The 21,096-nt window shown below is 53.1% G+C and carries 21 protein-coding genes and 1 tRNA gene; 7 read left to right on the top strand and 15 right to left on the bottom strand.

Going from position 1 to position 21,096, the window contains the following annotated elements; translation table 11 throughout:
- The first annotated feature begins 114 nt into the window (after positions 1-114).
- The gene (locus FPL14_RS24230; protein ID WP_182300148.1) at positions 115-1,014 is read left to right on the top strand and encodes an AraC family transcriptional regulator; all 900 of its coding nucleotides are present in this window, start codon (positions 115-117) and stop codon (positions 1,012-1,014) included.
- A gap of 60 nt (positions 1,015-1,074) precedes the next feature.
- On the opposite strand, the gene FPL14_RS24225 is transcribed toward FPL14_RS24230, so the two are convergent.
- The 4 genes from FPL14_RS24225 to FPL14_RS24210 all read right to left on the bottom strand — a co-directional run bounded on the left by FPL14_RS24225 (position 1,075) and on the right by FPL14_RS24210 (position 2,599).
- A tRNA-Leu gene (locus FPL14_RS24225) sits at positions 1,075-1,161 on the bottom strand.
- Between the two features lie 137 nt (positions 1,162-1,298).
- Positions 1,299-1,514 (bottom strand): hypothetical protein, encoded by a 216-nt coding sequence (locus tag FPL14_RS24220; RefSeq protein WP_182300147.1) that lies wholly within the window; start codon positions 1,512-1,514, stop codon positions 1,299-1,301.
- A 92-nt stretch (positions 1,515-1,606) separates the two neighbouring features.
- Positions 1,607-1,942 carry a hypothetical protein gene (locus FPL14_RS24215; protein ID WP_182300146.1) on the bottom strand — a complete coding sequence of 112 codons (336 nt, stop codon included), beginning with the start codon at positions 1,940-1,942 and terminating at the stop codon, positions 1,607-1,609.
- Positions 1,943-2,026: 84 nt separating this feature from the next.
- Positions 2,027-2,599 (bottom strand): xanthine phosphoribosyltransferase, encoded by a 573-nt coding sequence (locus FPL14_RS24210; RefSeq protein ID WP_182300145.1) that lies wholly within the window; start codon positions 2,597-2,599, stop codon positions 2,027-2,029.
- A 251-nt stretch (positions 2,600-2,850) separates the two neighbouring features.
- On the opposite strand from FPL14_RS24210, the gene FPL14_RS24205 reads away from it, so the two are divergent.
- A complete protein-coding gene (locus FPL14_RS24205; RefSeq protein ID WP_182300144.1) occupies positions 2,851-3,561 on the top strand; it encodes a hypothetical protein in 711 nt (236 codons plus the stop codon).
- Positions 3,562-3,666: 105 nt separating this feature from the next.
- Here FPL14_RS24205 and FPL14_RS24200 read toward each other — a convergent pair whose 3' ends face one another.
- Together FPL14_RS24200 and FPL14_RS24195 are read right to left on the bottom strand one after the other, a co-directional pair.
- Positions 3,667-5,649, bottom strand: coding sequence for a glycoside hydrolase family 15 protein (locus FPL14_RS24200; protein WP_182300143.1), 1,983 nt, complete (start codon positions 5,647-5,649; stop codon positions 3,667-3,669).
- Positions 5,650-5,889: 240 nt separating this feature from the next.
- Positions 5,890-7,182: an ArsB/NhaD family transporter gene (locus FPL14_RS24195; protein ID WP_182300142.1), complete on the bottom strand. Its 1,293-nt coding sequence runs from the start codon at positions 7,180-7,182 to the stop codon at positions 5,890-5,892.
- Positions 7,183-7,274: 92 nt separating this feature from the next.
- Here FPL14_RS24195 and FPL14_RS24190 point away from each other — a divergent pair, with 92 nt between their 5' ends.
- On the top strand, positions 7,275-8,402 hold the full coding sequence (locus FPL14_RS24190) for a YkvI family membrane protein (protein WP_182300141.1): 1,128 nt from the start codon (positions 7,275-7,277) through the stop codon (positions 8,400-8,402).
- 537 nt (positions 8,403-8,939) lie between these two features.
- Here FPL14_RS24190 and FPL14_RS24185 read toward each other — a convergent pair.
- The 4 genes from FPL14_RS24185 to FPL14_RS24170 are packed head-to-tail and all read right to left on the bottom strand — an operon-like array spanning position 8,940 to position 14,069.
- Positions 8,940-11,027 (bottom strand): hypothetical protein, encoded by a 2,088-nt coding sequence (locus FPL14_RS24185; RefSeq protein WP_182300140.1) that lies wholly within the window; start codon positions 11,025-11,027, stop codon positions 8,940-8,942.
- The gene (locus FPL14_RS24180) at positions 11,024-11,578 is read right to left on the bottom strand and encodes an AAA family ATPase (protein WP_182300139.1); all 555 of its coding nucleotides are present in this window, start codon (positions 11,576-11,578) and stop codon (positions 11,024-11,026) included. Before FPL14_RS24180 ends, FPL14_RS24185 begins: the two co-directional genes overlap by 4 nt.
- Before the next feature lie 23 nt (positions 11,579-11,601).
- Positions 11,602-12,885 (bottom strand): metallophosphoesterase family protein, encoded by a 1,284-nt coding sequence (locus tag FPL14_RS24175; RefSeq protein ID WP_182300138.1) that lies wholly within the window; start codon positions 12,883-12,885, stop codon positions 11,602-11,604.
- A gap of 5 nt (positions 12,886-12,890) precedes the next feature.
- Entirely contained in the window at positions 12,891-14,069 is a 1,179-nt protein-coding gene (locus FPL14_RS24170; RefSeq protein WP_182300137.1) for a glycosyltransferase family 4 protein, read from the bottom strand.
- Positions 14,070-14,200: 131 nt separating this feature from the next.
- Here FPL14_RS24170 and FPL14_RS24165 point away from each other — a divergent pair, with 131 nt between their 5' ends.
- Entirely contained in the window at positions 14,201-15,388 is a 1,188-nt protein-coding gene (locus FPL14_RS24165; RefSeq protein WP_182300136.1) for a GGDEF domain-containing protein, read from the top strand.
- Between the two features lie 196 nt (positions 15,389-15,584).
- Positions 15,585-15,677 (top strand): sporulation protein YjcZ, encoded by a 93-nt coding sequence (locus FPL14_RS24160; RefSeq protein ID WP_106359402.1) that lies wholly within the window; start codon positions 15,585-15,587, stop codon positions 15,675-15,677.
- Positions 15,678-15,781: 104 nt separating this feature from the next.
- Here FPL14_RS24160 and FPL14_RS24155 read toward each other — a convergent pair whose 3' ends face one another.
- On the bottom strand, positions 15,782-16,579 hold the full coding sequence (locus FPL14_RS24155) for a Cof-type HAD-IIB family hydrolase (protein WP_182300135.1): 798 nt from the start codon (positions 16,577-16,579) through the stop codon (positions 15,782-15,784).
- A complete protein-coding gene (locus tag FPL14_RS24150; protein WP_182300134.1) occupies positions 16,576-17,418 on the bottom strand; it encodes a pseudouridine synthase in 843 nt (280 codons plus the stop codon). Before FPL14_RS24150 ends, FPL14_RS24155 begins: the two co-directional genes overlap by 4 nt.
- A gap of 166 nt (positions 17,419-17,584) precedes the next feature.
- Between FPL14_RS24150 and FPL14_RS24145 the strand changes: the two genes are divergently transcribed.
- Both FPL14_RS24145 and FPL14_RS24140 read left to right on the top strand, forming a co-directional pair.
- Positions 17,585-18,088: a thioredoxin family protein gene (locus tag FPL14_RS24145; RefSeq protein ID WP_182300133.1), complete on the top strand. Its 504-nt coding sequence runs from the start codon at positions 17,585-17,587 to the stop codon at positions 18,086-18,088.
- Positions 18,088-18,546: a PCYCGC motif-containing (lipo)protein gene (locus FPL14_RS24140; protein WP_182300132.1), complete on the top strand. Its 459-nt coding sequence runs from the start codon at positions 18,088-18,090 to the stop codon at positions 18,544-18,546. Before FPL14_RS24145 ends, FPL14_RS24140 begins: the two co-directional genes overlap by 1 nt.
- 181 nt (positions 18,547-18,727) lie before the next feature.
- Here FPL14_RS24140 and FPL14_RS24135 read toward each other — a convergent pair whose 3' ends face one another.
- Genes FPL14_RS24135 through FPL14_RS24125 form a run of 3 tightly spaced genes read right to left on the bottom strand, consistent with a single transcriptional unit; the run spans position 18,728 to position 21,055 of the window.
- Positions 18,728-19,144: a DUF309 domain-containing protein gene (locus FPL14_RS24135; protein WP_229263646.1), complete on the bottom strand. Its 417-nt coding sequence runs from the start codon at positions 19,142-19,144 to the stop codon at positions 18,728-18,730.
- 1 nt (position 19,145) lies between these two features.
- On the bottom strand, positions 19,146-19,949 hold the full coding sequence (locus FPL14_RS24130) for a GTP diphosphokinase (protein ID WP_182300131.1): 804 nt from the start codon (positions 19,947-19,949) through the stop codon (positions 19,146-19,148).
- An 11-nt stretch (positions 19,950-19,960) separates the two neighbouring features.
- Positions 19,961-21,055, bottom strand: coding sequence for a quinone-dependent dihydroorotate dehydrogenase (locus tag FPL14_RS24125; RefSeq protein WP_182304134.1), 1,095 nt, complete (start codon positions 21,053-21,055; stop codon positions 19,961-19,963).
- Positions 21,056-21,096: the final 41 nt, after the last annotated feature.

Here is a 21,096-nt window from a genome sequence, read left to right as displayed (position 1 = left end):
ATATCCCCCATACTTAATTATTGTCGACTTTCAATCCCATTATATTTGCGGTATTATGGATTTGCATCGCCAATAATCAACCGATAATATATAAAAATTGCGAGGTTGAACTCCATGACTGCTCCCTATAGCGTGATTCATGATCTCTTTCGCCCCGACTCCGTCCATCTCTTGCATACCCCGAATATGGCTGCCTCGATGCTGCCTTTGCGGATATTCGCATGCGGCCATTATTACTGTCTGAATGGCTACCGCGTCGAGCGTCAAGGCCTGGACAACCGCCTTATGGTTTTAACCTTGGCGGGCAAGGGACAAATTACATATCGGGGAGTAACGCATCCGTTGGCGAGGGGACAAGTCTTCTTGATAGATTGCAACGAAAAGCAACAGTACGAAAGCGTAGGCGACTATTGGGAGATCCAATGGGTTAGATTCGAGGAAAACACGGGGGTTGATTACGAATTTCTAATTAACGCCGGTCGCTTCCAGCCAATCGCGCTGCAAAGGCTCGGCTATGTGGAAACGCGCTTGAGAGCCATCCTCCAACAGGCTAACCATCATGCCCCTGCCGCGGATTTGATCATGGCCGAGGCGCTATGCGGCATTCTGACGGCAATGTATGAGGACAAGCATGTCAACGACACTTTGAAGTTGTCGAGCTCAGCCGCGAAGGCCATCTCGGAAACGGTCATTGATATGGAACGGCATTTCGCGGAAGATATCTCCATCAAGGAACTGGCCCGGAAAATCCATATGACGACTTATGCGTTCATTCGTTTATTCAAGCGCCAAACCGGCTTAACTCCTTATGAATATATATTGAAAGCACGAATCACCAAAGCGCGGATCATGCTAGAGCAAACCGACCTGTCCGTCACGGAAATATCGGAACAAGTCGGTTTTCGCAACGCGAATAATTTTATTAGAAAGTTCAAAATGCTAGCGAATACAACCCCTCTTCAATATCGTCGGCTTAACGGAAGTCTGTACGTGAGGGATGCGGGGGATCATTAAGCGAATTTCTGAAAAACAAAAAAAAGCCCTGCTCGGCAAGGCTTCCTGGATTGATAAGGTTGGTGCGGTCGAGAGGACTCGAACCTCCACGGCTGTTACACCACTAGAACCTGAATCTAGCGCGTCTGCCAATTCCGCCACGACCGCATGAAGTTGTGATCGTCCTATTCTCGCCTCATTGGCTTAAGGAGAAAATAATCTTGTTCGCAATCACGTATACTAAAATAGCATAGCCAAGAAGGCGAAGTCAAGCCAATGGAGAAAGTCCAAATTTTCAGTTAATATCACTCGATGGACCAATGTCTAGGCTCGCTCGCATTCTGAATATCGTAGCCGCGTTTAACCTTCACGACCCGCCGATTCGGGCGCCGAATAAGCAAATGCTCGTCATCCCAAGCGACGACGATGCCGACGACGTCGTTCTGCTCCAACGCATCCCTCACGATCCTGACTTTCGTTCCCTCGATGCGATAGCGATCCAATTGTTCGTCATTCATCACTGCATTATGCCTCCCATTGAGCCGAAGAAACCCGCAGGGACCTAAGTCCTCGCGGGTTCTCCGGGTATGTCTTCCCAAGCAAATCTGCTTCGTTACCCGACGTGCTCTCTCGTATCGTTCGTTTCATACCAGAAATCCAACACTTTGCTGGACATGACCCGTTTGCTGACGTATTCCGCTTGATGGCTCGCGAAGCGTTCCGTCCAAGGAATGTTCAGCTCCTCGCACAGTTTCACGATCGTGAGCAGTTCCGACCAGGCTACATAACGTTTATACCAGAAAAATTGCGGGTGCTCGATCATGTATGGATACAGGTCGTCGAACTCCGTGTGTTTGCAATCGAGAGCACGCTCGAAATGTACTTTGGACTCTTCCAGTTTATTCAGGAAAAAGTCGACCGACAAATTTACGTTATTTACGTTTTCCATTTGCTGTTCGCCTCCCCATCTGCAAGTTATTCCTATTATACGATAACGAATTCCAATTGGAAAAGGATGCACTTCGCCCTTATGTTAATCTTGGAAAGTAATCGTGTTGTCGTCCAACGACTGAATCTTCACCAGCGTCTCCACCCGATACCCGAGATCGCGCAGCGTACGTCCGCCGGCTTGGAACGATTTCTCGAGAACGATTCCGATTCCTTTAAGCTCGGCTCCGGATTGCTCGATAATCTTGACTAAGCCGCGAGCGGCATCCCCGTTGGCAATAATATCGTCGATAAAGAGGACGGAATCCTCGGAGCTTAACAAGTGGCGAGATACGATCAAATCCGTAACGATCCCTTTCGTAAAGGAAGGAACCCTCTCGCAGTATGCGTCCGGTTCGCCTAACAACGTTTTCTTCCTACGGGCGAATACAAGCGGAACTCCTAACTGAAAGGCGGTTGCGAACGCAACCGGAATTCCCGAGGATTCCACCGTAATCACCTTCGTGATATTCTCTCCGGCGAACTTGGCGGCGAATTCCTTGCCCATTTCCATTGTCAATTGAGGATCGACGCCATGGTTCAGCAGAGAATCCAATTTCAACACCCCGGAATTTATGACGCTTGCTTCCTTTAGAATCCTCTCTTTGAGAATATCCATCGTCTTCCCCACCACCCGTTGTCTTTTCCGTCTAACGTACCATATCCTTTTCCCGCGCGCAACATCGGGTTTCACAATTCCCGGTCGCCAATCCCGTTAAACTCTTGTTCGGTTAAATAAGACCAAAGTCCCGACAACCTGCGACCAAATGCGACAAAAGAATGATTTATGAAATAAAGTGGATAGCCCCGAAACTTTTCCACTATTTGCTATGTCTTATATAGTATAAATGATAGAACGGAGGGATGAACTTGCCGAATAACTTCAATGCCCGACTGAAAATATGGGGCGCGCTTTTGCTGGCGGCAACTTTGTCTTCGTGCAGTTCTTCCCAGGATACGCTGCAAAACGTCGATTCTTCCTATCATCCTCCGGCTAGTTCTTCAATAGAGCATTCGCCTGCCGAACCCACGCCCGAAGCATCGGGTATGACGGAGCCGGATCTGCCGCCCGTCGCGCCGTCGCCTTCCCAATCCGCATCGAGCTACGAATCAGAGCCCTCGCAGCCTTCCGTCGAAGTTTCCACGATCCAACCCAAACCGACGGAACCTGCTTCGTCTCGCGATCAAACGTTCCAATCCAAGACCCCTTCGCTCGCGGGTATCAAGCTTGGCACGGTAGAGAAGGATATCGTCGACAATAAAGGACTTCCTAACGATACCTACTCTCTTCCCGGCGATGATCAAAACGTGAATATATGGGAATACGACGGTTATTCGATCGGATTTAACGACAAGAATAAAGTCGTATACGTCGAAATCAATTCTTCGGATGTCAGCACGGGAATTCAACATTTGCGATACGGCATGAAAGGCTCCGAGGCCGCGGAATTACTCGGTATCCCGACCGAGGATCAATCGAACGTTCTCGCTCTCGAAGTGTCCGGCGGGTGGTTGAAGCTGGATCTCGATCCCGATACGCAGCAAGTATTGTCTTTGAAGCTTCTCAGTAAGGACATTTAAGCAGCTCTTCTTAATATAGTACAAAGGGTAACCCTCAGGAGTCTCAACCGACTCGTTGGGTTACCCTTTTAAGTTGCATGAACAATGATTAGGACGATCCTCGGCTTACAGTTGTCCCCGTTCCGCCAGCATGTGTACAGCAAGAACGAACATCGCGTGGGACCAAGTAAGCGGAACGACCCACGCCGTCTCGCCCGTCTCCTGATCCACTTGTTCCGGGAGAAGTCCCGAAGAAGTAACATGGTCTACCGCGTAGTCCAATAATTTTCTCGCATCTTCATAACGTCCTTGAAGCGTACGGTAATGGCTCAACCATAAGGTGGTCAGAATCCACGGATTGCCGCCGATATACGTATCGTCTTCATAACGCTTAATTCCGCCGACTTTCGGCGAGGTCAGCAATTGTTCGATCGTATCGGCCGTCTTCGCCATTCTCGGGTTGTCAACCGCTACGGCGTTGAACGGTACGCTAATGCCTAGCAGGCTAATATCGACGATCGGGTCGAATTCAAGAACGTATCTCGAATACCCTTTATCGCGTTGCTGAACGTAACCGCGTTCGCCGCGAGCGATTGCGGCTTCATAGGCTTCCTTGGAAACCGTCAGCTTCAATCCCCGATAATAGGAGTTCTTGGATTCGTTCCAGCAGCGTTCCTCGATGGAAGCCGCGATTTGCCGGGCAGCCTTATTCCATGCCTCGGCGAGCTGGTCTTTCCCTTTGCGTTTGGCGAACGAAGACGCAGCCGTCAGACCGCCGTACACAGCCGCGGCCGAATAAGTATGCTCCGCTTCGCGTTCTTCCCACAAATCCTTGCTCGGCTTCGGAAGACCGGTCTCCGGGTCCAAGTACTGAACCAGGAACGCGGCGCCCTTCTCTACCGCAGGCCATACGCGCTCAAGGAAAGCTTCCCGTTCACCGGAATGAAGATAATACTCCCACATTCCCCAGATCAAAGATGAGCCTTCATCGATTTGCAGCCCCCAATGCGGCGCCAAGCTGCCATCGTGATAATGGCGTTGCTGCCAAGAGCCGTCCGGTTCTTGCGCCGTAATGGACCAATCGTAGAACTTCTCCGAAAGGGAGCCTAATCCGGCTTTGTTGAACGCCGTCGTTACGAATGCCGCATCGCGACCCCAACTGTAAGCATATCCGCCGCAACGGCTGAAATATTCGTCAAATTCAGGAGCAGCCACTATCGTTCCCGTAGCTTCGTCCGCCATGAGTTTCATGGCCAGCTGGGAACGTTCATAGAGCGCAACAATCTGTTCGTTCCCTCCGGGACAAGGTGCCGCATTCGCCAAATAATCCGACCAATACGCGACCATTTCCTCATACCACTGCCCGTATGACTTGCCCTTCGCCGACGTCAACGCGGCTAAAGCATCGTTGCGGGAATGTCCTGCAGCGATATATACCGGTATTTCCACCGATTGGCCCGGACCGATTGCCGCGATATTCCATTTCATGGCGCCGTCCGGCTGCATGTCGATCTGGTTGCCGTTCAAATTGCCGCTCGCGGCACCGTTCCACGCGCCGTTACCGGCTTGGTATCCGCTGCACTCTTCCGAGCTTCCCACGGCAAAAGCATACTGATGGCGGAAATGAAGCAGCGCGTCTTGCTTGTCGACGAACTCCGTCGTCATGTATAGCTCGTTGTCCATAATTCGGAACGAACCATAATGATAGAACTCCACGTCCGTCGCTTCGTGCCCGCGGTTGGTCAATCGATATCCTCTTACGAATAAAGGCTGTCCGGGAACGGCGAAATCCGTCTGCTCCACCGTAATCGGATAATCCGAATGGGTGGAGGTTACGCGATACGCGTTCGTGCGAGGCACGTAGTTTGCGGCATGTTGCCAACCCGCCTCCGGATCGTCAAACCAGGTTACGCCCCCCGGCATAGTCCCGAGTTTAAGTCCGGTGCGAATTTCGTCTACATGCTGCGGGTAATCGATGTGCGGCCACCATAACCGATACATTCTTCCGGTTTGTCCGAGAGAGACCAGCATGGCGGAATTGCCTGCAATCGCGTCTACTAAATAAGGTTTCTTCCGTAGATGTTGTTGCAGTTTTAGTTCTTTAATCATGAAGCAGCTCCTTTTTGAAGCCCGGAACGCGCGGACGATTCTCCCGGGCCGGGTAGTCGTTAGCTCACATCACTGAACGCGTTGCCGCGTTCAGCGCCCGAAGCGACGCCTGCCGGCTGGAGCACCCACGCCGACGGCCGTTTCGCTTCCCCCTCGGGTCCGTGAATCGTCCTCATCCTATTTTACCGTATCTTTTCTATCGATCAACCCCACATCCTTAATCTTTCTACAATTTTCCTGTTATTTTAGCCAAGTTTGCAGCCAAAGCGCGCCCAACGAAATCATCAACACCGGAATCGTGAGCAGAAATCCGTATTTCATATACCGCCCCCACCCGAGATGAACGCCGTCTCTTCTGAGCAGGCCCAGCCATAACAACGTTGCCAGCGATCCAAGCGGCGTCAGCTTGGCCCCGACCGACATCCCGATCAAGCTGGCGAAAGGCAATATCGGATTCCCTTCCATCCCGGATATCGACAAGGAGGAAACGAGCACGGCCGGCAAGTTGTTCATAATAGCGGCGAGCAACGAGAATAGAATACCCGAACCGAAAACGGCTCCCGCGAGCCCTGCCTCGGATACGGGTTCGAGCCATTCCGCAAACCAATCCGTCGCCCCGTGAAGATGCATATTATAGACGATGAGATTCATCGCAAGCGCGAATACGACGATGAGCCAAGGCGTTCTGCGCACGATCCGCAACGAATCGGAACTTCTTGTCGCCACCCCCGCCAACCACAATACGATAGCACCGGCGCATGCGATGAAAGAAACCGGAACGTTAAGCGACTCCGAAGCGAAATATCCCATCAGGATTAACAATAAAATGACCCAGGATAACCGGAACACGATAGGGTTACCTATCGCGGAAGCAGGCTCGGGAAAGGAATAAGAGCCATCGTTCGCCTCTCCATCCTTCCTTATCGTTCTTCCGAACGCAAGCACCAGCACGGCAACCGTCGCCATGGATGCGGTCAACCCCGGAAAAGCCATGTTTCTCGCATAATCCCCGAACGATATCCCGAAAAAGTCGGCCGTCAAAATGTTGGTCAGATTGCTAACCATTAACGTCGCGCTCGCCGTATCCGCCATCAATCCGACGGATAGCAAGAAAGCGATGCGGGCTTTGAGCCCCATGCCGAGCAAGGCGGTCGCTTCCAGCACGATCGGCGTCATGATCAGCACAGTGCCGTCATTGTTGAAGAAGGTCGTGATCAAACAGGAAAACAGCGATAGCCCAACCAAGAGCATCATCCGTTTGCGGTGAAATCGGCGAACGATATGAAGCGCCGCCCACCGGAAAAAACCGTTGTCGTCCATTACGGCCGTCAGAATCATGATGCCGATCAGCGACAAGGTGGCATTCCAGACGAGCTGCCAAATATAGGCCGCGTCTTCCAAGGCAAGAGATCCCGTCAACAGAAGCAAGAGCGCTCCGGGCGCGGCGAAATACGCCTCGTTCAACCCTTTGGGACGCCAGATTATCAAGGTTAGGGTGATTGCGAATACGAAGATCGAGAATAGTACAATCATTGTCGGCTGCTCCTAGTGTCATGCTCGTCCGTTAATACACATAGAGTATTGGAAGGGATGGACAAGGTTGTTGGGTTGGGAGGTTCCATGAGATGAGGCAATGGGCCAAAAGCATACAAGTCGCGCTTGTTTTTATCGGTACGGTCGTCGGCGCCGGGTTTGCTTCCGGCAGGGAAGTGATGCAATTTTTTACCCGCTTCGGTTATTGGGGACCGTATCTGATTATCGTCTCTACGCTGTTCTTCGTTTGGATCGGAGCCAAGGTCATGTTGTTGTCCGCGGAACTTAAAGCGAAATCCTACGAAGATCTCAATAAGTACTTATTCGGGGAAAAAGCGGGTCTCTGGGTCAGCCATGTCATGCTCGTCGTGCTGCTCGGCGTCAATGCGGTCATGCTGGCCGGCGCGGGCTCGGTCTTCTCCGAGCATCTGAATCTAAGCTATCAAACCGGATTGATCGTAACGATGTTCGCCTGCTTCATGTTGCTCCGCAAAGGAATGAACGCGATCCTGACGATTAATACTTTTGTCGTGCCGCTTATGATAGGGTTCACGGCGTTCCTCGTATTCGAGACGCTGAACAGTCCCAGCACCGGTCCTTGGATCATGCGTCCAAGCGATCTGTCGCCTTGGGCCGCCTGGCTGTCCCCTTTTCTGTATGCCGCTTTTAACCTATCCATGTCCCAAGCCGTCCTGGTCCCGTTAGGCTCTTCGATCGGAGATGCCAAGCTGTTGCGAAGAGGAGCATGGATAGGCGGCATAGGTATCGGCTTGTTATTGCTTGCCGGTCATTTCGCTTTGTCCGCGCGCATGCCGGGAATCGCCCAATTCGATATTCCGATGGGCGGAATCGCGCGCGAGCTCGGGGCATGGATTCACTGGATCTACGTATTCCTGATCTTCATGGAAATTTTCACGACGCTCGTCGCCGATATTTACGGGTTAACGCTGCAACTTCATGAGAGAACGAAAGCATCCCAATGGATGCTAACGTTGCTATTGCTGCTGTTATGCTTCCTTGCGGGCCAGTTAGGCTTCGGTCCGCTATTGTCGACTCTGTACCCTATGTTCGGATTGCTTAGTTTGGGCTGGTTATTCCTGATCAGCCGGGATCGCGCGCGTACGGCGCTTCCTCCCAAACCTCCTAGCCCTCCAACGTCAACAACCGGGACGATGGAATCCCCTCAACGATTAACCGCGCCGCGTATCGATGGCAGGTAAAGAGCACGACCTGCCTGCCCTCGGCTAATTCCTCCAGCACGGGCAGCGCTTGAGCTAACCGTTGCTCGTCGAAATGAACGAAAAGATCGTCCAGCAATAGCGGCAGCGGCTGTTCCGGCGAGGCCGCTTCGCACAACGCGAAACGCATAGCCAAATAAAGCTGCTCCTGCGTGCCGCGGCTTAGAAACGAGCTGTCGAGCAATGTTCGGTCTTTCGCCTCGGCGAACAGCGCTTTCGTATCCCCGGGCGCTACGATTCTAGTATAGGCGCCATTCGTCATTTGCCGGAAGTAGCGGGAAGCTCGCCGCAGCACTTCCGGTTGCTTCTCTTCTTCGAATACGGCTTTCGTCCGAGCGATAAGCCTATCGCCGATCGCTAGAACGGCATACCTTTCCGCCAGAAGCTCCAGCTTGCTTTGCAGTTGCCGAAGGTTCTGGATTTTGTCCTCGTGCTCCGCTTCGGCACGCAGCCTGTCAAGCTCTTGGGCCATCCGGCCGCGCTGATCCAGCAGGTCGGAACGCAGCTCCTCTTCCGCGGCTAGCGCGCGTTTACGCTCGTTAAGCAACGTAACGAGAGAGACATCGTCGTAGGTATGGAGCAGCTCGTACAGTTGTTTTTGCTCGTCGCGATCCCTGCCGGACTCGAGCCTAAGCTGAATCTCGCGAGCTTCCCTGCGGAGCGCAAGGCAGCGTTCATCCATGCGGAGCTGTGCTCCCAATCGGATTCCGTTTCGACTCCCGCTTCGCCGAACAACTCGGCGATGATAGTCCCGATACGGTCGGCCTCGTATCGGGCTTCCTCGGCGGACGCTTCGGCTGCAACCAGTCGGCGATCCAGGCGATCCGCTTCTTCCTTCGCCGCGAGTTGCTTTACCGCGTCCCGGTATAACCATTGCACGGCTTGCGCGGCATCCGTTCGAACTCCTGCCGGAGGGGGATAAGCCGCGATGACCGCGGACGCCGCTTGCTCGAACTCCTGAATAGTCCGCAGCAGCATCCGCGACCTTTCGGTAACGCGGCGAAGCTGGCGAAGCGCCGCCTGCCCTTGTTCCGCTATGCCGAATAGTTCCGGCATACTGTCCGGCTTCAGATGAAGAGGAAGTCGCCTGCTGTTCAGCCACTCCTGCCAGTTCAATCTCAGTACATCCAGTCGCTTGCTAATCTCCAAGGAATCTTTCTCTACCAAATCTCTTTCCATCCGAAGCTCTTGCACTCTCTCTTGCAGCTCTTGCTGCTTGGATTGGGCCCGATTCCGTTCCTCCAACTGCTCAAGCTGCCCGTGCACGGCCCCCCGGAGCTGTTGCCATACGGCATCGAACGTATCGCCATAAGAGATCGCCGCATCATCCGAATCCGTCTCCGGCAGCACCGGAACGAGCTCCGCCGCTGCAGTCTCGGCATGTTCCAGCAACTGACGCAACTTATCGTTAAGTTGTTTCTGATGAATACGAACGCTAGTTATGTATTGTTCGGATTCCGCAATGTCTTGTTGAGTAGCGCTTCGATCCTCATTGTCGGCGCGACGGCGAGAAACCATGATGGCGATGCTTGCGGATAGGAGGAGCAAACAAACCGATATCGCATAGGCAAGGAAGGGAATGTCCCCCTCTTCGTTCAGCAAGAAAGGCATCGCGACCGCCGTAACTCCGAGCACCCCCGCAATGACGTACCTCGGCGAGTTCCCGTTAGCTTTTCCCGCTTGGCCTGCGTTCTTATGGACGCGGGAATACTTCGGACGGGAAGGTCTAAGCGTCGATCTGGCCCGCTCAAACTCCCGGCGCGCATCCTCTACGTTATGCCAAGCTTGGAGCAATGCCGGTTTCGTTCGCGGTACAAACGGCCCGAAGGGCAAGTCGCTCCCAACAGATGGACTTAAGATCGACTCGTCCGGCGCAAGAGATTGAGAAAAGTCGCGCTCGGTTTCGAGAACTTCGATCTGTCTGGCAAATCTTCGCAACTCGGATTGAAGGCTAACGGATGCCCGCTCTTCCTGCTCCCACGACTGCTGCAGCTTTCTTGCTTCTTCCCGGTCCGCCGCCGAACTTCCGAATGCAAGCAGCTCGGCTTCGCCCCATTGGCCGGAAAGCCTCGACAGAATATGGCGCACGGATTCGTCCAGCGTTCTTCGTTCCGCCTCCAGTTCCGCCCTTTCCTCGCGCTTGGCGATTACGGCTTCCCGCGCGGACTCGAGGCGCTCCAGCTCCGGATAGGACGCGAGCAAAGCTTCGTCCCAAATCAGCCTCTCCCGCAACGATCGAACTTCCGACAGCTCTTTTTGTATCGCCGAAAGATTACCGTGGGCTTCGTCCCTTTGCTTCTTCGTTTGCTCCCACGCGGATTTGGCATTTTCATCCAATAACGGCGCTGTCGGATCGGACAGCTTACTGCGTATTTCAGCGTCTTCCGCCAGCAGCATCTCCCTCTTCAGCCACCATTCGCGCAGCTCGTATGCGCCTTGAAGCTTGGCCGTTTGCGCGCGCAGTTCCGGCAAAGCTTCCTCGATCGTCCTAATCCGAGACTCTGCCTGGGCGAGCGTCTCCTTGGCGTTTAAGTAAGATTGGACGCCATCGCGGCTCTGGCGAATGGCGGATTCGATATCTTTGATCTCGCTCAGAACGCGATTCATTTCCTGCGTCTCCCTTTGGGACGGAAAAGGCGATCCATCTCGGTGCCGAGTTGACGCCGAGCCGAAGTAATCGCGGAGCCTCCGGCAAGGCCTGCATGGTACAAATAATTGCCGACCTCTTCCCCTTGAAGCGAACGAAGCTCGTGCAGCTCGTTAAGCGATACGGAAAACAGCTGCTTGAACGTCCGTTCCGAGATTCCGCCTAGCATCATCCGCTGCCAATCCGCTTGCCCGAGCGTCTTTTCTATGCCATTGCCATCCCTTAGCGTAACCATGTTGCTTCGTTCGGCGTACCGCTCCAACACCCATACGATTCCGTCCTTATCCGCCAGCAGCAGCCTGCCGCCGTGACGCCCCCCGAACACGGGCTCTCCCCGCTCGACCGGATCTTTGCGCGTCGGGAACCCGTACAGCATGCTGCGAACAAAACGAAGCAGCGTGCTTTTGCCAGCCTCGTTGGGACCGTAGAGAACGGATACGGGCGCATCCAGCTCCAGCTTCACTCCCTGCAACGCGCCATATCCGTCAACTTGCAGCTCCCGTATGTACATCCCGCAACCTCCGTTCTGACTGTTTACCCGGCATCTTCGTCCTTCAACAACGACAGGGAAAGCTCCATCGCCCGATTGATCCACTGCGCTCGCTCATCGTGGTTTCTCGACGCCAGCCACTCCCGTATTCTCGGTTGTTTATGGAGAGCTTCCATCGCTTCATCCAGCAACGCTTTGGATAAGTCCGAACGACCTGCCGCTTCCGTTCCCTTGCGGACGAGCTCCCCCGCGAAACCTTCTTCTTCGGCAATCGTCTCCAGTTCTATCCTTCCTGAAGTCCGTACGACGATAGACTCCGGCCAGAGCCAGCTGTCCGTCTCGTCAGGGGTTCCCAACCATTCTCTAAGCTCCTCGAGCCATTCCTCCGTCACGTTCGGTTGAAGCAGGCGATCATGCATGACACCTCGTCCTTCCAACCTGATCCGCACGAGCGAAGGGCGTGCCGGAGCGGCGTCGCGTATTTCTTCAACGGCCGATAGCAATCGGTTTTTGAGTTCCTGCTCGCTTTCCGTTCCCTCTATGGATACCGTCATTTCCTGCCAAAGCACATCCGCAACGTCGCGAAAAACCATGTCGATCGATCCCGAATTCTTCACCGAGACTACGTAGGCGCCTTTTGCTCCGGTCTCGCGAATGCTGCGACCTTGAATATTGCCGGGATAGACGACGTGAGGATATTCATGCAGAGTCCGCCGATCGTGAACGTGCCCCAGCGCCCAATAATGGAATCCCGACGTCGCCAGCTCTTCCAGCTTGCAAGGAGCGTAATTATCGTACGACGGATCTCCGTCGACGTTCGCGTGAAGCAATGCCAAATGAAAAGGCGCCCCCTCCCGTTTCTTGAAGCGGAGCGCTAAATTATCCGTAACAGCCGATGTCGCGTAAGACATGCCGTAGACGTGGGCAACAAGCTCGCCGGCGTGCGAATAGGCGGGGCAGCACTCTACTCCCGCCGAACCGAAAACGTGCACGCCCTGCGGCCAATCCAGCTTGGCTTGGCGACCGCTCTCGGGATCGTGATTGCCGTGCACGATGAACACTTGCGCTCCGTGCGAAGTCATTTCGCCAAGAGCGCGCTGCAGACGAAGCTGTGCTCGCAAGGATCGGTCCGCTCCGTCGAATAGATCTCCGGCGAGCACGACGAAATCGATGCTCTCTTGCCTCACGATGTCGCAAAGCCCCCGCAACGCCGCGAATGTCGACTCCCGCAGCCTATCCCGAACGAAGTCGGGCACTTTGGACAGACCTTTGAACGGACTGTCGAGGTGAAGATCAGCCGCGTGGAGGAACGTAAAAGGTACATTCACCTCGATCACGTCTCCTGTATATCCGTCCCTTGCTCAATATCGTCGCCAGGTTTGGATTGTGAATCAAACGAAGAATAAATCCGTTTCAGCTCGCTTATTACCCGGTTAAGAGAGTAGGTTTTCTTAGCCTTGTTCCATCCGGCGCGCGCCATCTCATAACGGAAATGGGGATCGTTAATGACCGATTCCAGCGCGTTCGCCAGAGCGATCGGATCTTCGGACGGAACAAGCAATCCGTTCGCGCCGTCTTCGATCTGTTCGGCGATTCCTCCGACCTCCGTTCCGACCAAGGCGAGCAAGCATAGCGCAGCTTCCGCGAACACGGAGCCGAACGCCTCCGCCCGGGAAGGCAACACGAAAATATCGAAGAACGGAAGCAATTCTTCCGGATGAAGCATGTAACCGTAAAAAATCGTATCGTCATAAATGCCCAGTTGCTGGGACAACGTTTCGAGCTCTTTGCGAATCGGGCCGTCCCCGATAATGTGCAAGACGAACTTGCTGTTTCTTCTCCGCAGCTCCGCGCAAGCCTGCAACAAAACGTCTAACCCTTTGGCCGGCACTAGACGGCACACGGTCACAAGCTGGGTGACTTCGTTCTCGTGCGGGATCGGTTTGAATCTTTTCTCGTCGTAGCCGTTAGGAATTACGATCGTGCTGTTAGGATCTTGCAAATAATTGCCGATATATTGAGCAAACGACTTCGACACCGTCATCAACCGATCCGTCCGGTGCTCGAGTTCTCCGTAAATTCGGGTCAGAAATTGATGTTCGATGCCGCCTTCGGCGATTTTCCCGTTCAGAATCAGTTCGCGCTCGTAGCTGGAGTGAACGGTCATTAACACCGGCGTGTCCGGGTAAATGTGCTTCATCGCTAGCGCGGCGACCGGATGATGGGCATGGATAAGGTCGTACCTCTGCCCGGCAAGGCGCAGCTTAACCCACCATACGTAGTCTTTGTAAGTCTGAATATATTTGTCCACAATGGCGTTACCCGAGTAGGGACGCCAGTCGAATGTCGCGAACTCGATCTCTTCGTGTCCTTTATTGCGGATTCGCTTCGGCAGAGAGAACATTTCCATTTCCCAGCCGATTTTACGGAACCGTTCCCCAATGTAAGGTACCATGGATGAGACGCCGCCCGGTTGTTCCGGCGGAAAAAACAGCGCCTGTAAAATGTTCAAGGGCGATACCTCCTCGCTTCCGAAGATCAATAAGATCGTTTTGAATATTTAACGCACTTAGCCTCTCGAAAATATGATATATTAGAAACATATGTTCTGCAAGTTTCATAGTCCGCCCAAAGGAGCCCAACATGTATCAAATCACGCTAACGCCCAATGGTTTCGGTCTCCTGTTCTCGTCCGCGATGTCGGTCGTGATCGTATCGCTGATGTTGTTCATGTCGTTGCGCTTATATGGACATAATCGCAAGCAAGCTTACCGATCGCTGCGCAACTCTCTTCTATTCATCCTAGTGCACCATGGGATACAGCTAGCCATATCGATCGGACTCGCTCCTTCGACGCCTTTCTTGATCTTTATAGGGAAGCTTCTACAAGTATATGCGTTTATCGTCATCAATTTCGCGATTTTCGAACTCTATCATCGCCGCCGGCCTAGAACGCGGCTATGGTTTTTCGCTTTGCTGCTCACCGGGCTGCTCATTGCCTTGGGCGATATTTTGCCGGGAGTTTCCGCTTCCGAGCAGGATTGGATGAGCAGAATGCAATCGACGCCGGTGCTGGACGGTTTTCTATTGCTGCTAGGTCCGCTGTTCGTGCTCATGTTCTCCCCTCATATCGGTCAGCCTCGGAAATACCTGACTAGTCTTATGATCGCGTTTACGATGCAGCTGGCGGTTATCTCGGGTACATACTGGGCTCCTGAAGTCCAAATATTCAAAACGATCGCGGGACTTCTTCCCGTCTTCTACTACATCATGCTCTTCGCGTTATTGTTCGAGCGGGTCGTCGAGATCCTGCAGTCCGTCTATCGTTCTTCGATTACGGACGGGCTAACGAATTTGTACAATCGGAAATATTTCATGGGCAAGCTGGAGCAGACGCTTAACTCCGGACACATGCTTGGCGTTATTTTCTGCGATATCGACAATTTCAAGAAGCTTAACGATACTCACGGCCACCACAAAGCCGACGGCGTCCTGAAGCAAGTATCCGCGATGATGATGGAGGAGACGGAAGGCGTCGGGTTAGCCGGCCGCTACGGCGGAGAAGAGCTCGTCGCGTTCGTGGTCGGACCCGTTGCCGCCCTCCAGCAAGCTGCCGAATCGATTCGCTCGCGAACGGAGAAAGAAACGATCGTCACGGTCAGCGTCGGCTTCAGCATGGCTGCTCCCGGAGAGACGGCGGAGTCGCTTATGAAACAGGCGGACCAAGCGATGTATAACAGCAAAACTTCCGGGAAAAACCGGGTAACCGATTACGCGACGATGAGAACCGATAGCGCTCCATCCGTTACTAAGCAGCGTCGCGGAAGTTAAATCGCAGTCCATCAACGTCCATAAAGCGCGTTCGCCATTTTCCGCATTTACCCAAAATCGACCGCCACCGGGTAAATGTCCAATCCGCAAACTTCCTTCTTCATACTATAAGTGTAGACCGAGGAACGGGGCAGCACTCACGGTGCAGCCCCCTTCGGCAACCCCACAATACATTCTTCATGAAGGAGGAGTTTGCATGTCTGGTGCAGTCGGCGGATACTATGCATCGGCAGCCTTCGTGCTGGTCTTGTTCATCTTGCTTGTCATCATCTTGCGCGCAGGTTACTAAGTTCGGGATTGGGCGAAGATCCCTCTGAACCATGCGAAAAAAGCAAGCCGCATTCGTCGGCTTGCTTTTTTTTTGCTTAGGATGCGATATACGATTGCCGGATCTTAAGATGAAGCCAGAACGCGCTGCTCGATAACGATGGCGACCCCTTCTTCGTTGTTAGAGACCGTTACCTCGTCCGCTATGGACTTGACTTCCGCCGGAGAATTATCCATGGCGACTCCCCAGCCGGCATACGCGATCATTCCCGTATCATTATAATAATTGCCCATGGCCAATATTTGCTCCCTCGGAATTCCCCTCAGGGTCGCCAGTTGCTCAAGCGCCCTTCCTTTGCTCGCCTGCAAGTGCTGTATGTCGATAAAGTTATCCCCGCTTCTGATCGCCTGCAGCTCGTGGCGCCAGCTCTTCCACTCTTCCTCGACCTCGTCCAATACGGCTTTCGGAGCGAAAATGGACATCTTGACCAAATGCTCGGGAAAATCATCCGACGAGTTCCGTAATATAGGCTGCGCCAATAGATTGCGGTACATCTGTTCCGCCTCGTCTTTCATCTCTTCGACGTACAGATCGAAGGCCGTATTCATATCGAAATGAATGGCTCGTTCCCGGAAAAACTTAATATATCGCTCCGCTAATTCATGCGCGATCTTAGTTTCGTATATGACCTCGCGCGTATCGCTATCTACGACGGACGCTCCGTTATGAGTAATCATAGTCCCTTTTAGCCCTAATTCCTGCAATACGGGCAACGCGCTCGTAGAGCCGCGCCCCGTGCAAATGACGATTTCCACGCCTTGCTCAGCGGCTGCGCGGACGGCCTTGCGAACCCGGGGCGTGACTACATGATGATCGTTAAGCAGCGTTCCGTCTACGTCCAAGGCTATCATGCGAAACTTCATTGTTTACCATCCTTCCGAAAATTACGCAGGCTTTCCAATTCTTCTTCCGTAAGCTCCCGCCATTCGCCCGGCGCCAGGCTCGGATCCAACAGCAGAGGTCCCATCGAAACGCGGCGCAAGTAGAGAACCTTTTTGCCGACGGATTCGAACATCCGCTTCACTTGATGGAACTTTCCCTCGTGGATCGTAAGCTCGATCCAGCTCAGCGCTTCATTGGTGTCTAGTTCAGCGAGTTGAGGAACGAGCTTGAGTGCCTCGGTCAATTCCGTTCCGTGCCCCTCTTCGTCTCCCGATGGCGTTGCTTGTCCCTTCGCGGTTGCCAATACGCGCAATTGAGCAGGCATCGTCACGTAACCGTCATCCAATGTCACGCCTTGGCCGAATGCCTCGGCGTCCTCTTGCCCGACCGCTCCCGCGACTAGCGCGCGATAAGTTTTCGGAACGTGCTTGCGCGGGGACAACAATTCGTGCGACAGCTTCCCGTCGTTCGTGATCAGCAGCAAACCTTCCGTATCCTTGTCCAGCCGTCCTACCGGAAACGGCGACAGTACCGTTATATCCTCGTCCAATAGATCGATGACCGTGCGGTCGCGATGGTCTTCCGTCGCGGAGACGACGCCGGCTGGCTTATGGAGAAGTACGTATACGGTATCCCTATATTGGATCGTTTCTCCGTCCAACGCCACTTCGTCGCCGTTCGGATTAATTTGCATGCCGTGGTCCTTGACCGTTTTGCCGTTTACGGTAACCGCGCCTTGTTTGATCAGCTGTTTGATTCCGCTTCGGGTGCCGTACCCTAGATTGCCTAACATTTTATCCAGACGAATCGTTGTTTTCATGTAAAAACCTACTTTCTTGTTGCGGCAGTTTCTATTGCGACAGTTTAATGTCATTACGATTAATTCGGTTTTGCTGAACAACCTTATCAGGTATAATGTAAGAGAGTTCCACGGACTTGTCCACTACGTTAGCTACATATTCAAGGTTAGATAGGAGTTTTGCCAAATGAACGCCAAAAAATTATCGATCTTCTTCGGAATACTCGCCGTATTGATTATTGCTTTAGTCGTACTGAATAACATGAAACCCGATACGATCTACGGCAAACCGTCCGACGATCTCTATCCCGCAACGAGAGAAATTCTGAACGATCCTAATTACAACAATATCATGCTTCCGGACGAATTGGAGGAAAAGATCAAGAATAAAGAAAGCTTCTTCGTCTATTTCTTCGCTTCCGATTGCCCTCATTGCCGCCTGACGACTCCGCAATTGAAGCCGCTCGCGGACGATCTCGGCGTCAACCTGCACCAATTCAACTTGCGCGAATTCGATAACTATTTCGGCAAAATGAATATCGAGGCTACTCCGACGTTAGTCTACTTCAAAGACGGCGTGGAGAGCGAACGAATGAAAGGCGGCTTGAAGGAAGGAACGGCCGACGGCGGGTATACGTTGGATGAGTTCAAAGCCTTCTTCAACAAGCATCTGCCGGAAGGGAACAGCTGATGAAAGCTAAGTGGTTGCTCGCGTTGCCTGCCGCCGTCCTGGCTGGCGGAATTCTATTGGTTGCTTGCGGTGGAGGAGGCTCCAACGATAGCGAACCCCATCGCCACGGCAACGAAAACTGGGAGCGCGAGGCGTCCTTTGCGGACATGCCTTCTTTCCTGGACAAGTACTCGGGCCGAACGAAGCACTTGTATTCGGTAGTCGGCAAATACCAAGACGTCATGAAAATGGTCAATTGTTACTGCGGCTGCATGAAGTACGAAGATGACCCTCATGCTTCCCTTATGAGATGCTACGTTGCGGAACAAGACGAGAATAGCGTAACTTGGACCGATCACAGCGGCCAATGCGGCATCTGTACCGAAGAGCTGGCGAAAATCGAGGAGTGGAGCAAAGAAGGCAAAACCCCCGAGCAAATTCACCAGTTGATCGAGGATAACTTCAATCCTAATGCTTAAAATTGTTTAGTTTCGGCAACTAGCCGAAAAGGGCTCCGCCTCGCAAGCCATTATGTTGGCTTATTAGGCGGAGCCCTCTTTCATAGAGGAGAGATGCTATTCCTTCGACAGTTCTTCGGCCATTTAAGCACGCGGGGCGTGCTTATTCTGCTTCTTCGTCGTCTCCGGTATTACTCCTCTCCTACTGGTCGACCGCGGATCGCAGCGTCTCGTCGACGATGTGCAAGTCGAACGCTTGAAAAGGAGCATCTGCCGGTCTTGATGACAACGCCCGCAAACTTATCTCCAGATCTTGCCGCAACCGCGACAAATCCAGTCCCAGAACGATGTCCGCATATCCGTTCAGTTTCTCTAATGCCGCATTCATCAACTTCGCGGCGCCCGAGCGATTGCCGTTATCCCAATGGTGCAAGCCAACGGCTGCCTGAAGCAGCCCTTGAAGCAGAGAACTGCGGCCTTCCTCCAGCCACAGCTCCTCCATGACTTCATGGCACTCGAAATAGTCCCGCTCCCGGTTAAACAACGAGAGATAAGCCAAATATCGCTCGTCGTTCATAATACCGGTCAGACGGTTAGCGCTTTTACCGACATCCGTCATTTTACGAATGTCCGCCTTTTCCCGCGCGATCCAGAGCAGCCTGAACTTCCAGAGACAATTCCTTTAGTCCCCACACGTCGTCCTGCTCCCACAGCTCGTTGAAACGGCGCTGGAATTGCGCGGCTTCCCGGACCCTCCGGAAAAAATATAACTCTTGGATTTCGTTAAGCACCCTGCGAACGATAACCGAGCTCTCCTCGAAATCCTGCTGCGCGTCCACGATTTCCTGACGGATGCTCGACATTTCGTTATCCAGCAGAAAAGCCGCCTCGGCGGCATTGCGCAATCTTTCCCTTACGTGTTCGGGCAATTGATCGCGATATTTGTAATTCAGGGAATGTTCGATCGTCGCCCAGAAATTCATCGCTAACGTACGAATCTGAATTTCCGCTAATACTGGCTTGGAACCGAGGGAAGTCTGAACCGGATATTCCACGATAAGATGGTAGCTTCGATAACCGCTCTCTTTGTAATTCGTGATATAGTCTTTCTCGTAGACTAGAGTCAGATCTTTCCGTTGGCGGATTAAATCCGCCACCCGGTAAATATCGTCCACGAACTGGCACATAATTCGGATGCCCGCAATATCTTCGATGCCGAGCTCGATGCGGTCAAGCGGAACTAACAGTCTCCGAGCTTTCTCCAAAATGCTGGATACCCGTTTCACCCGTCCGGTGACGAATTCGATCGGAGCGTATTCGTCCCTTGCTTTCAGCTCGGAACGAAGCGCCTTCAGCTTGACTTTCAGTTCTTCTACCGCTTGTTCATAGGGAAGCAGGAATTTCCCCCAGTCCCTTCCGTCCATCGACATTCCTCCTAACGATGACCCGCTCCTACCGCTTGAGTTATCCGAGTAAAGCCGTCTTGTTTGAGCCGCTTCAACAATCCGCCGTGGATTTCCTTAAGCACTCCGGGTCCTTTATAGATCATGGCCGTATATACTTCTACGAGGCTTGCTCCCGCAAGAATTTTCTCATAGGCATCATCCGCCGTGAAGATCCCTCCCGAGCCGATAATCGGAAGCTTGCCGTTCGTAATCTTGTACAGGCTGCGAATGATTTCCGTCGAACGCTGCGTGAGCGGCCGCCCGCTAAGCCCTCCAGTTTCGCCTGCGTTCTTATGCGTCAAGCCGTCGCGGCTTATCGTCGTATTCGTCGCGATAATGCCGGACATTCCGCTTAATTGTATCGCTTCCGCCATGTACGCGAGTTGATCCTCCGTATTGTCGGGCGCGATTTTTACCAGAATCGGCTTAGGCAATTCGCCATGGCGCTCTGCCTGCTTGCCCATCTCGTCCTTCACGGCGTCGAGAAGATGGCGTAATTCGTCTCCATGCTGCAAGGCGCGAAGATCAGGCGTATTCGGAGAGCTGATATTCACGACGAAGAAATCGCCGTAAGGAAACAGCTTCTGAACGCACGCCCGATAATCGTCGGCGGCATTCTCGTTCGGCGTCGCCTTGTTTTTGCCGATATTAACCGCTAAGGGGATTCGGTGCCGCGGAAGCTTGGACAACCTTCCCGCCATCACGTCCGCGCCTTCGTTGTTAAAGCCCATCCGATTGATGAGAGCTTCGTCCGGCGGTAGCCTGAATAAGCGAGGCTGATCATTCCCCGCTTGCCCCTTCGGCGTCACCGTTCCCACTTCCATGAAGGATAATCCGACTCTCGATAGTCCGGTCACTGCTTTAGCGTTCTTATCCAAGCCTGCCGCTAGACCTACGGGATGGCTAAAATGAAGCCCGAACAAATCGACCGCGAGCTCCGGCGAATGTTTCGTCCCCCAGATTGCGGAGAGAAGCGCGGGCATGCCCGGAATTTTCGCGGACGTGCTCATCCCGTCGATGATGAGATGGTGAGCGGCTTCAGGATCCATCTTGAATAAGAAGGGTTTGGCCATTTGGTACAACAATGAATTCGACATCCTTTCACGGAATCCGTACGAGAGATAAT

This window comes from Cohnella cholangitidis (assembly GCF_014107495.1).
GTDB lineage: Bacteria > Bacillota > Bacilli > Paenibacillales > Paenibacillaceae > Cohnella > Cohnella cholangitidis.
Note: the sequence above shows the minus strand (reverse complement) of the source record. Positions and strands in the feature narration are given on the sequence as shown.

Bases quoted from the DNA above. Each gene is read 5' to 3' on its own strand.
- FPL14_RS24210 (WP_182300145.1), bottom strand. From the start codon at position 2,599: ATGGATATTCTCAAAGAGAGGATTCTAAAGGAAGCAAGCGTCATAAAT.
- FPL14_RS24160 (WP_106359402.1), top strand. From the start codon at position 15,585: ATGTCTGGTGCAGTCGGCGGATACTATGCATCGGCAGCCTTCGTGCTG.
- FPL14_RS24165 (WP_182300136.1), top strand. From the start codon at position 14,201: ATGTATCAAATCACGCTAACGCCCAATGGTTTCGGTCTCCTGTTCTCG.
- FPL14_RS24230 (WP_182300148.1), top strand. From the start codon at position 115: ATGACTGCTCCCTATAGCGTGATTCATGATCTCTTTCGCCCCGACTCC.
- FPL14_RS24215 (WP_182300146.1), bottom strand. From the start codon at position 1,942: ATGGAAAACGTAAATAACGTAAATTTGTCGGTCGACTTTTTCCTGAAT.
- FPL14_RS24195 (WP_182300142.1), bottom strand. From the start codon at position 7,182: ATGATTGTACTATTCTCGATCTTCGTATTCGCAATCACCCTAACCTTG.
- FPL14_RS24180 (WP_182300139.1), bottom strand. From the start codon at position 11,578: ATGTACATACGGGAGCTGCAAGTTGACGGATATGGCGCGTTGCAGGGA.
- FPL14_RS24145 (WP_182300133.1), top strand. From the start codon at position 17,585: ATGAACGCCAAAAAATTATCGATCTTCTTCGGAATACTCGCCGTATTG.
- FPL14_RS24150 (WP_182300134.1), bottom strand. From the start codon at position 17,418: ATGAAAACAACGATTCGTCTGGATAAAATGTTAGGCAATCTAGGGTAC.
- FPL14_RS24130 (WP_182300131.1), bottom strand. From the start codon at position 19,949: ATGGACGGAAGGGACTGGGGGAAATTCCTGCTTCCCTATGAACAAGCG.
- FPL14_RS24200 (WP_182300143.1), bottom strand. From the start codon at position 5,649: ATGATTAAAGAACTAAAACTGCAACAACATCTACGGAAGAAACCTTAT.
- FPL14_RS24185 (WP_182300140.1), bottom strand. From the start codon at position 11,027: ATGAATCGCGTTCTGAGCGAGATCAAAGATATCGAATCCGCCATTCGC.
- FPL14_RS24190 (WP_182300141.1), top strand. From the start codon at position 7,275: ATGAGGCAATGGGCCAAAAGCATACAAGTCGCGCTTGTTTTTATCGGT.
- FPL14_RS24135 (WP_229263646.1), bottom strand. From the start codon at position 19,144: ATGACGGATGTCGGTAAAAGCGCTAACCGTCTGACCGGTATTATGAAC.
- FPL14_RS24140 (WP_182300132.1), top strand. From the start codon at position 18,088: ATGAAAGCTAAGTGGTTGCTCGCGTTGCCTGCCGCCGTCCTGGCTGGC.
- FPL14_RS24155 (WP_182300135.1), bottom strand. From the start codon at position 16,579: ATGAAGTTTCGCATGATAGCCTTGGACGTAGACGGAACGCTGCTTAAC.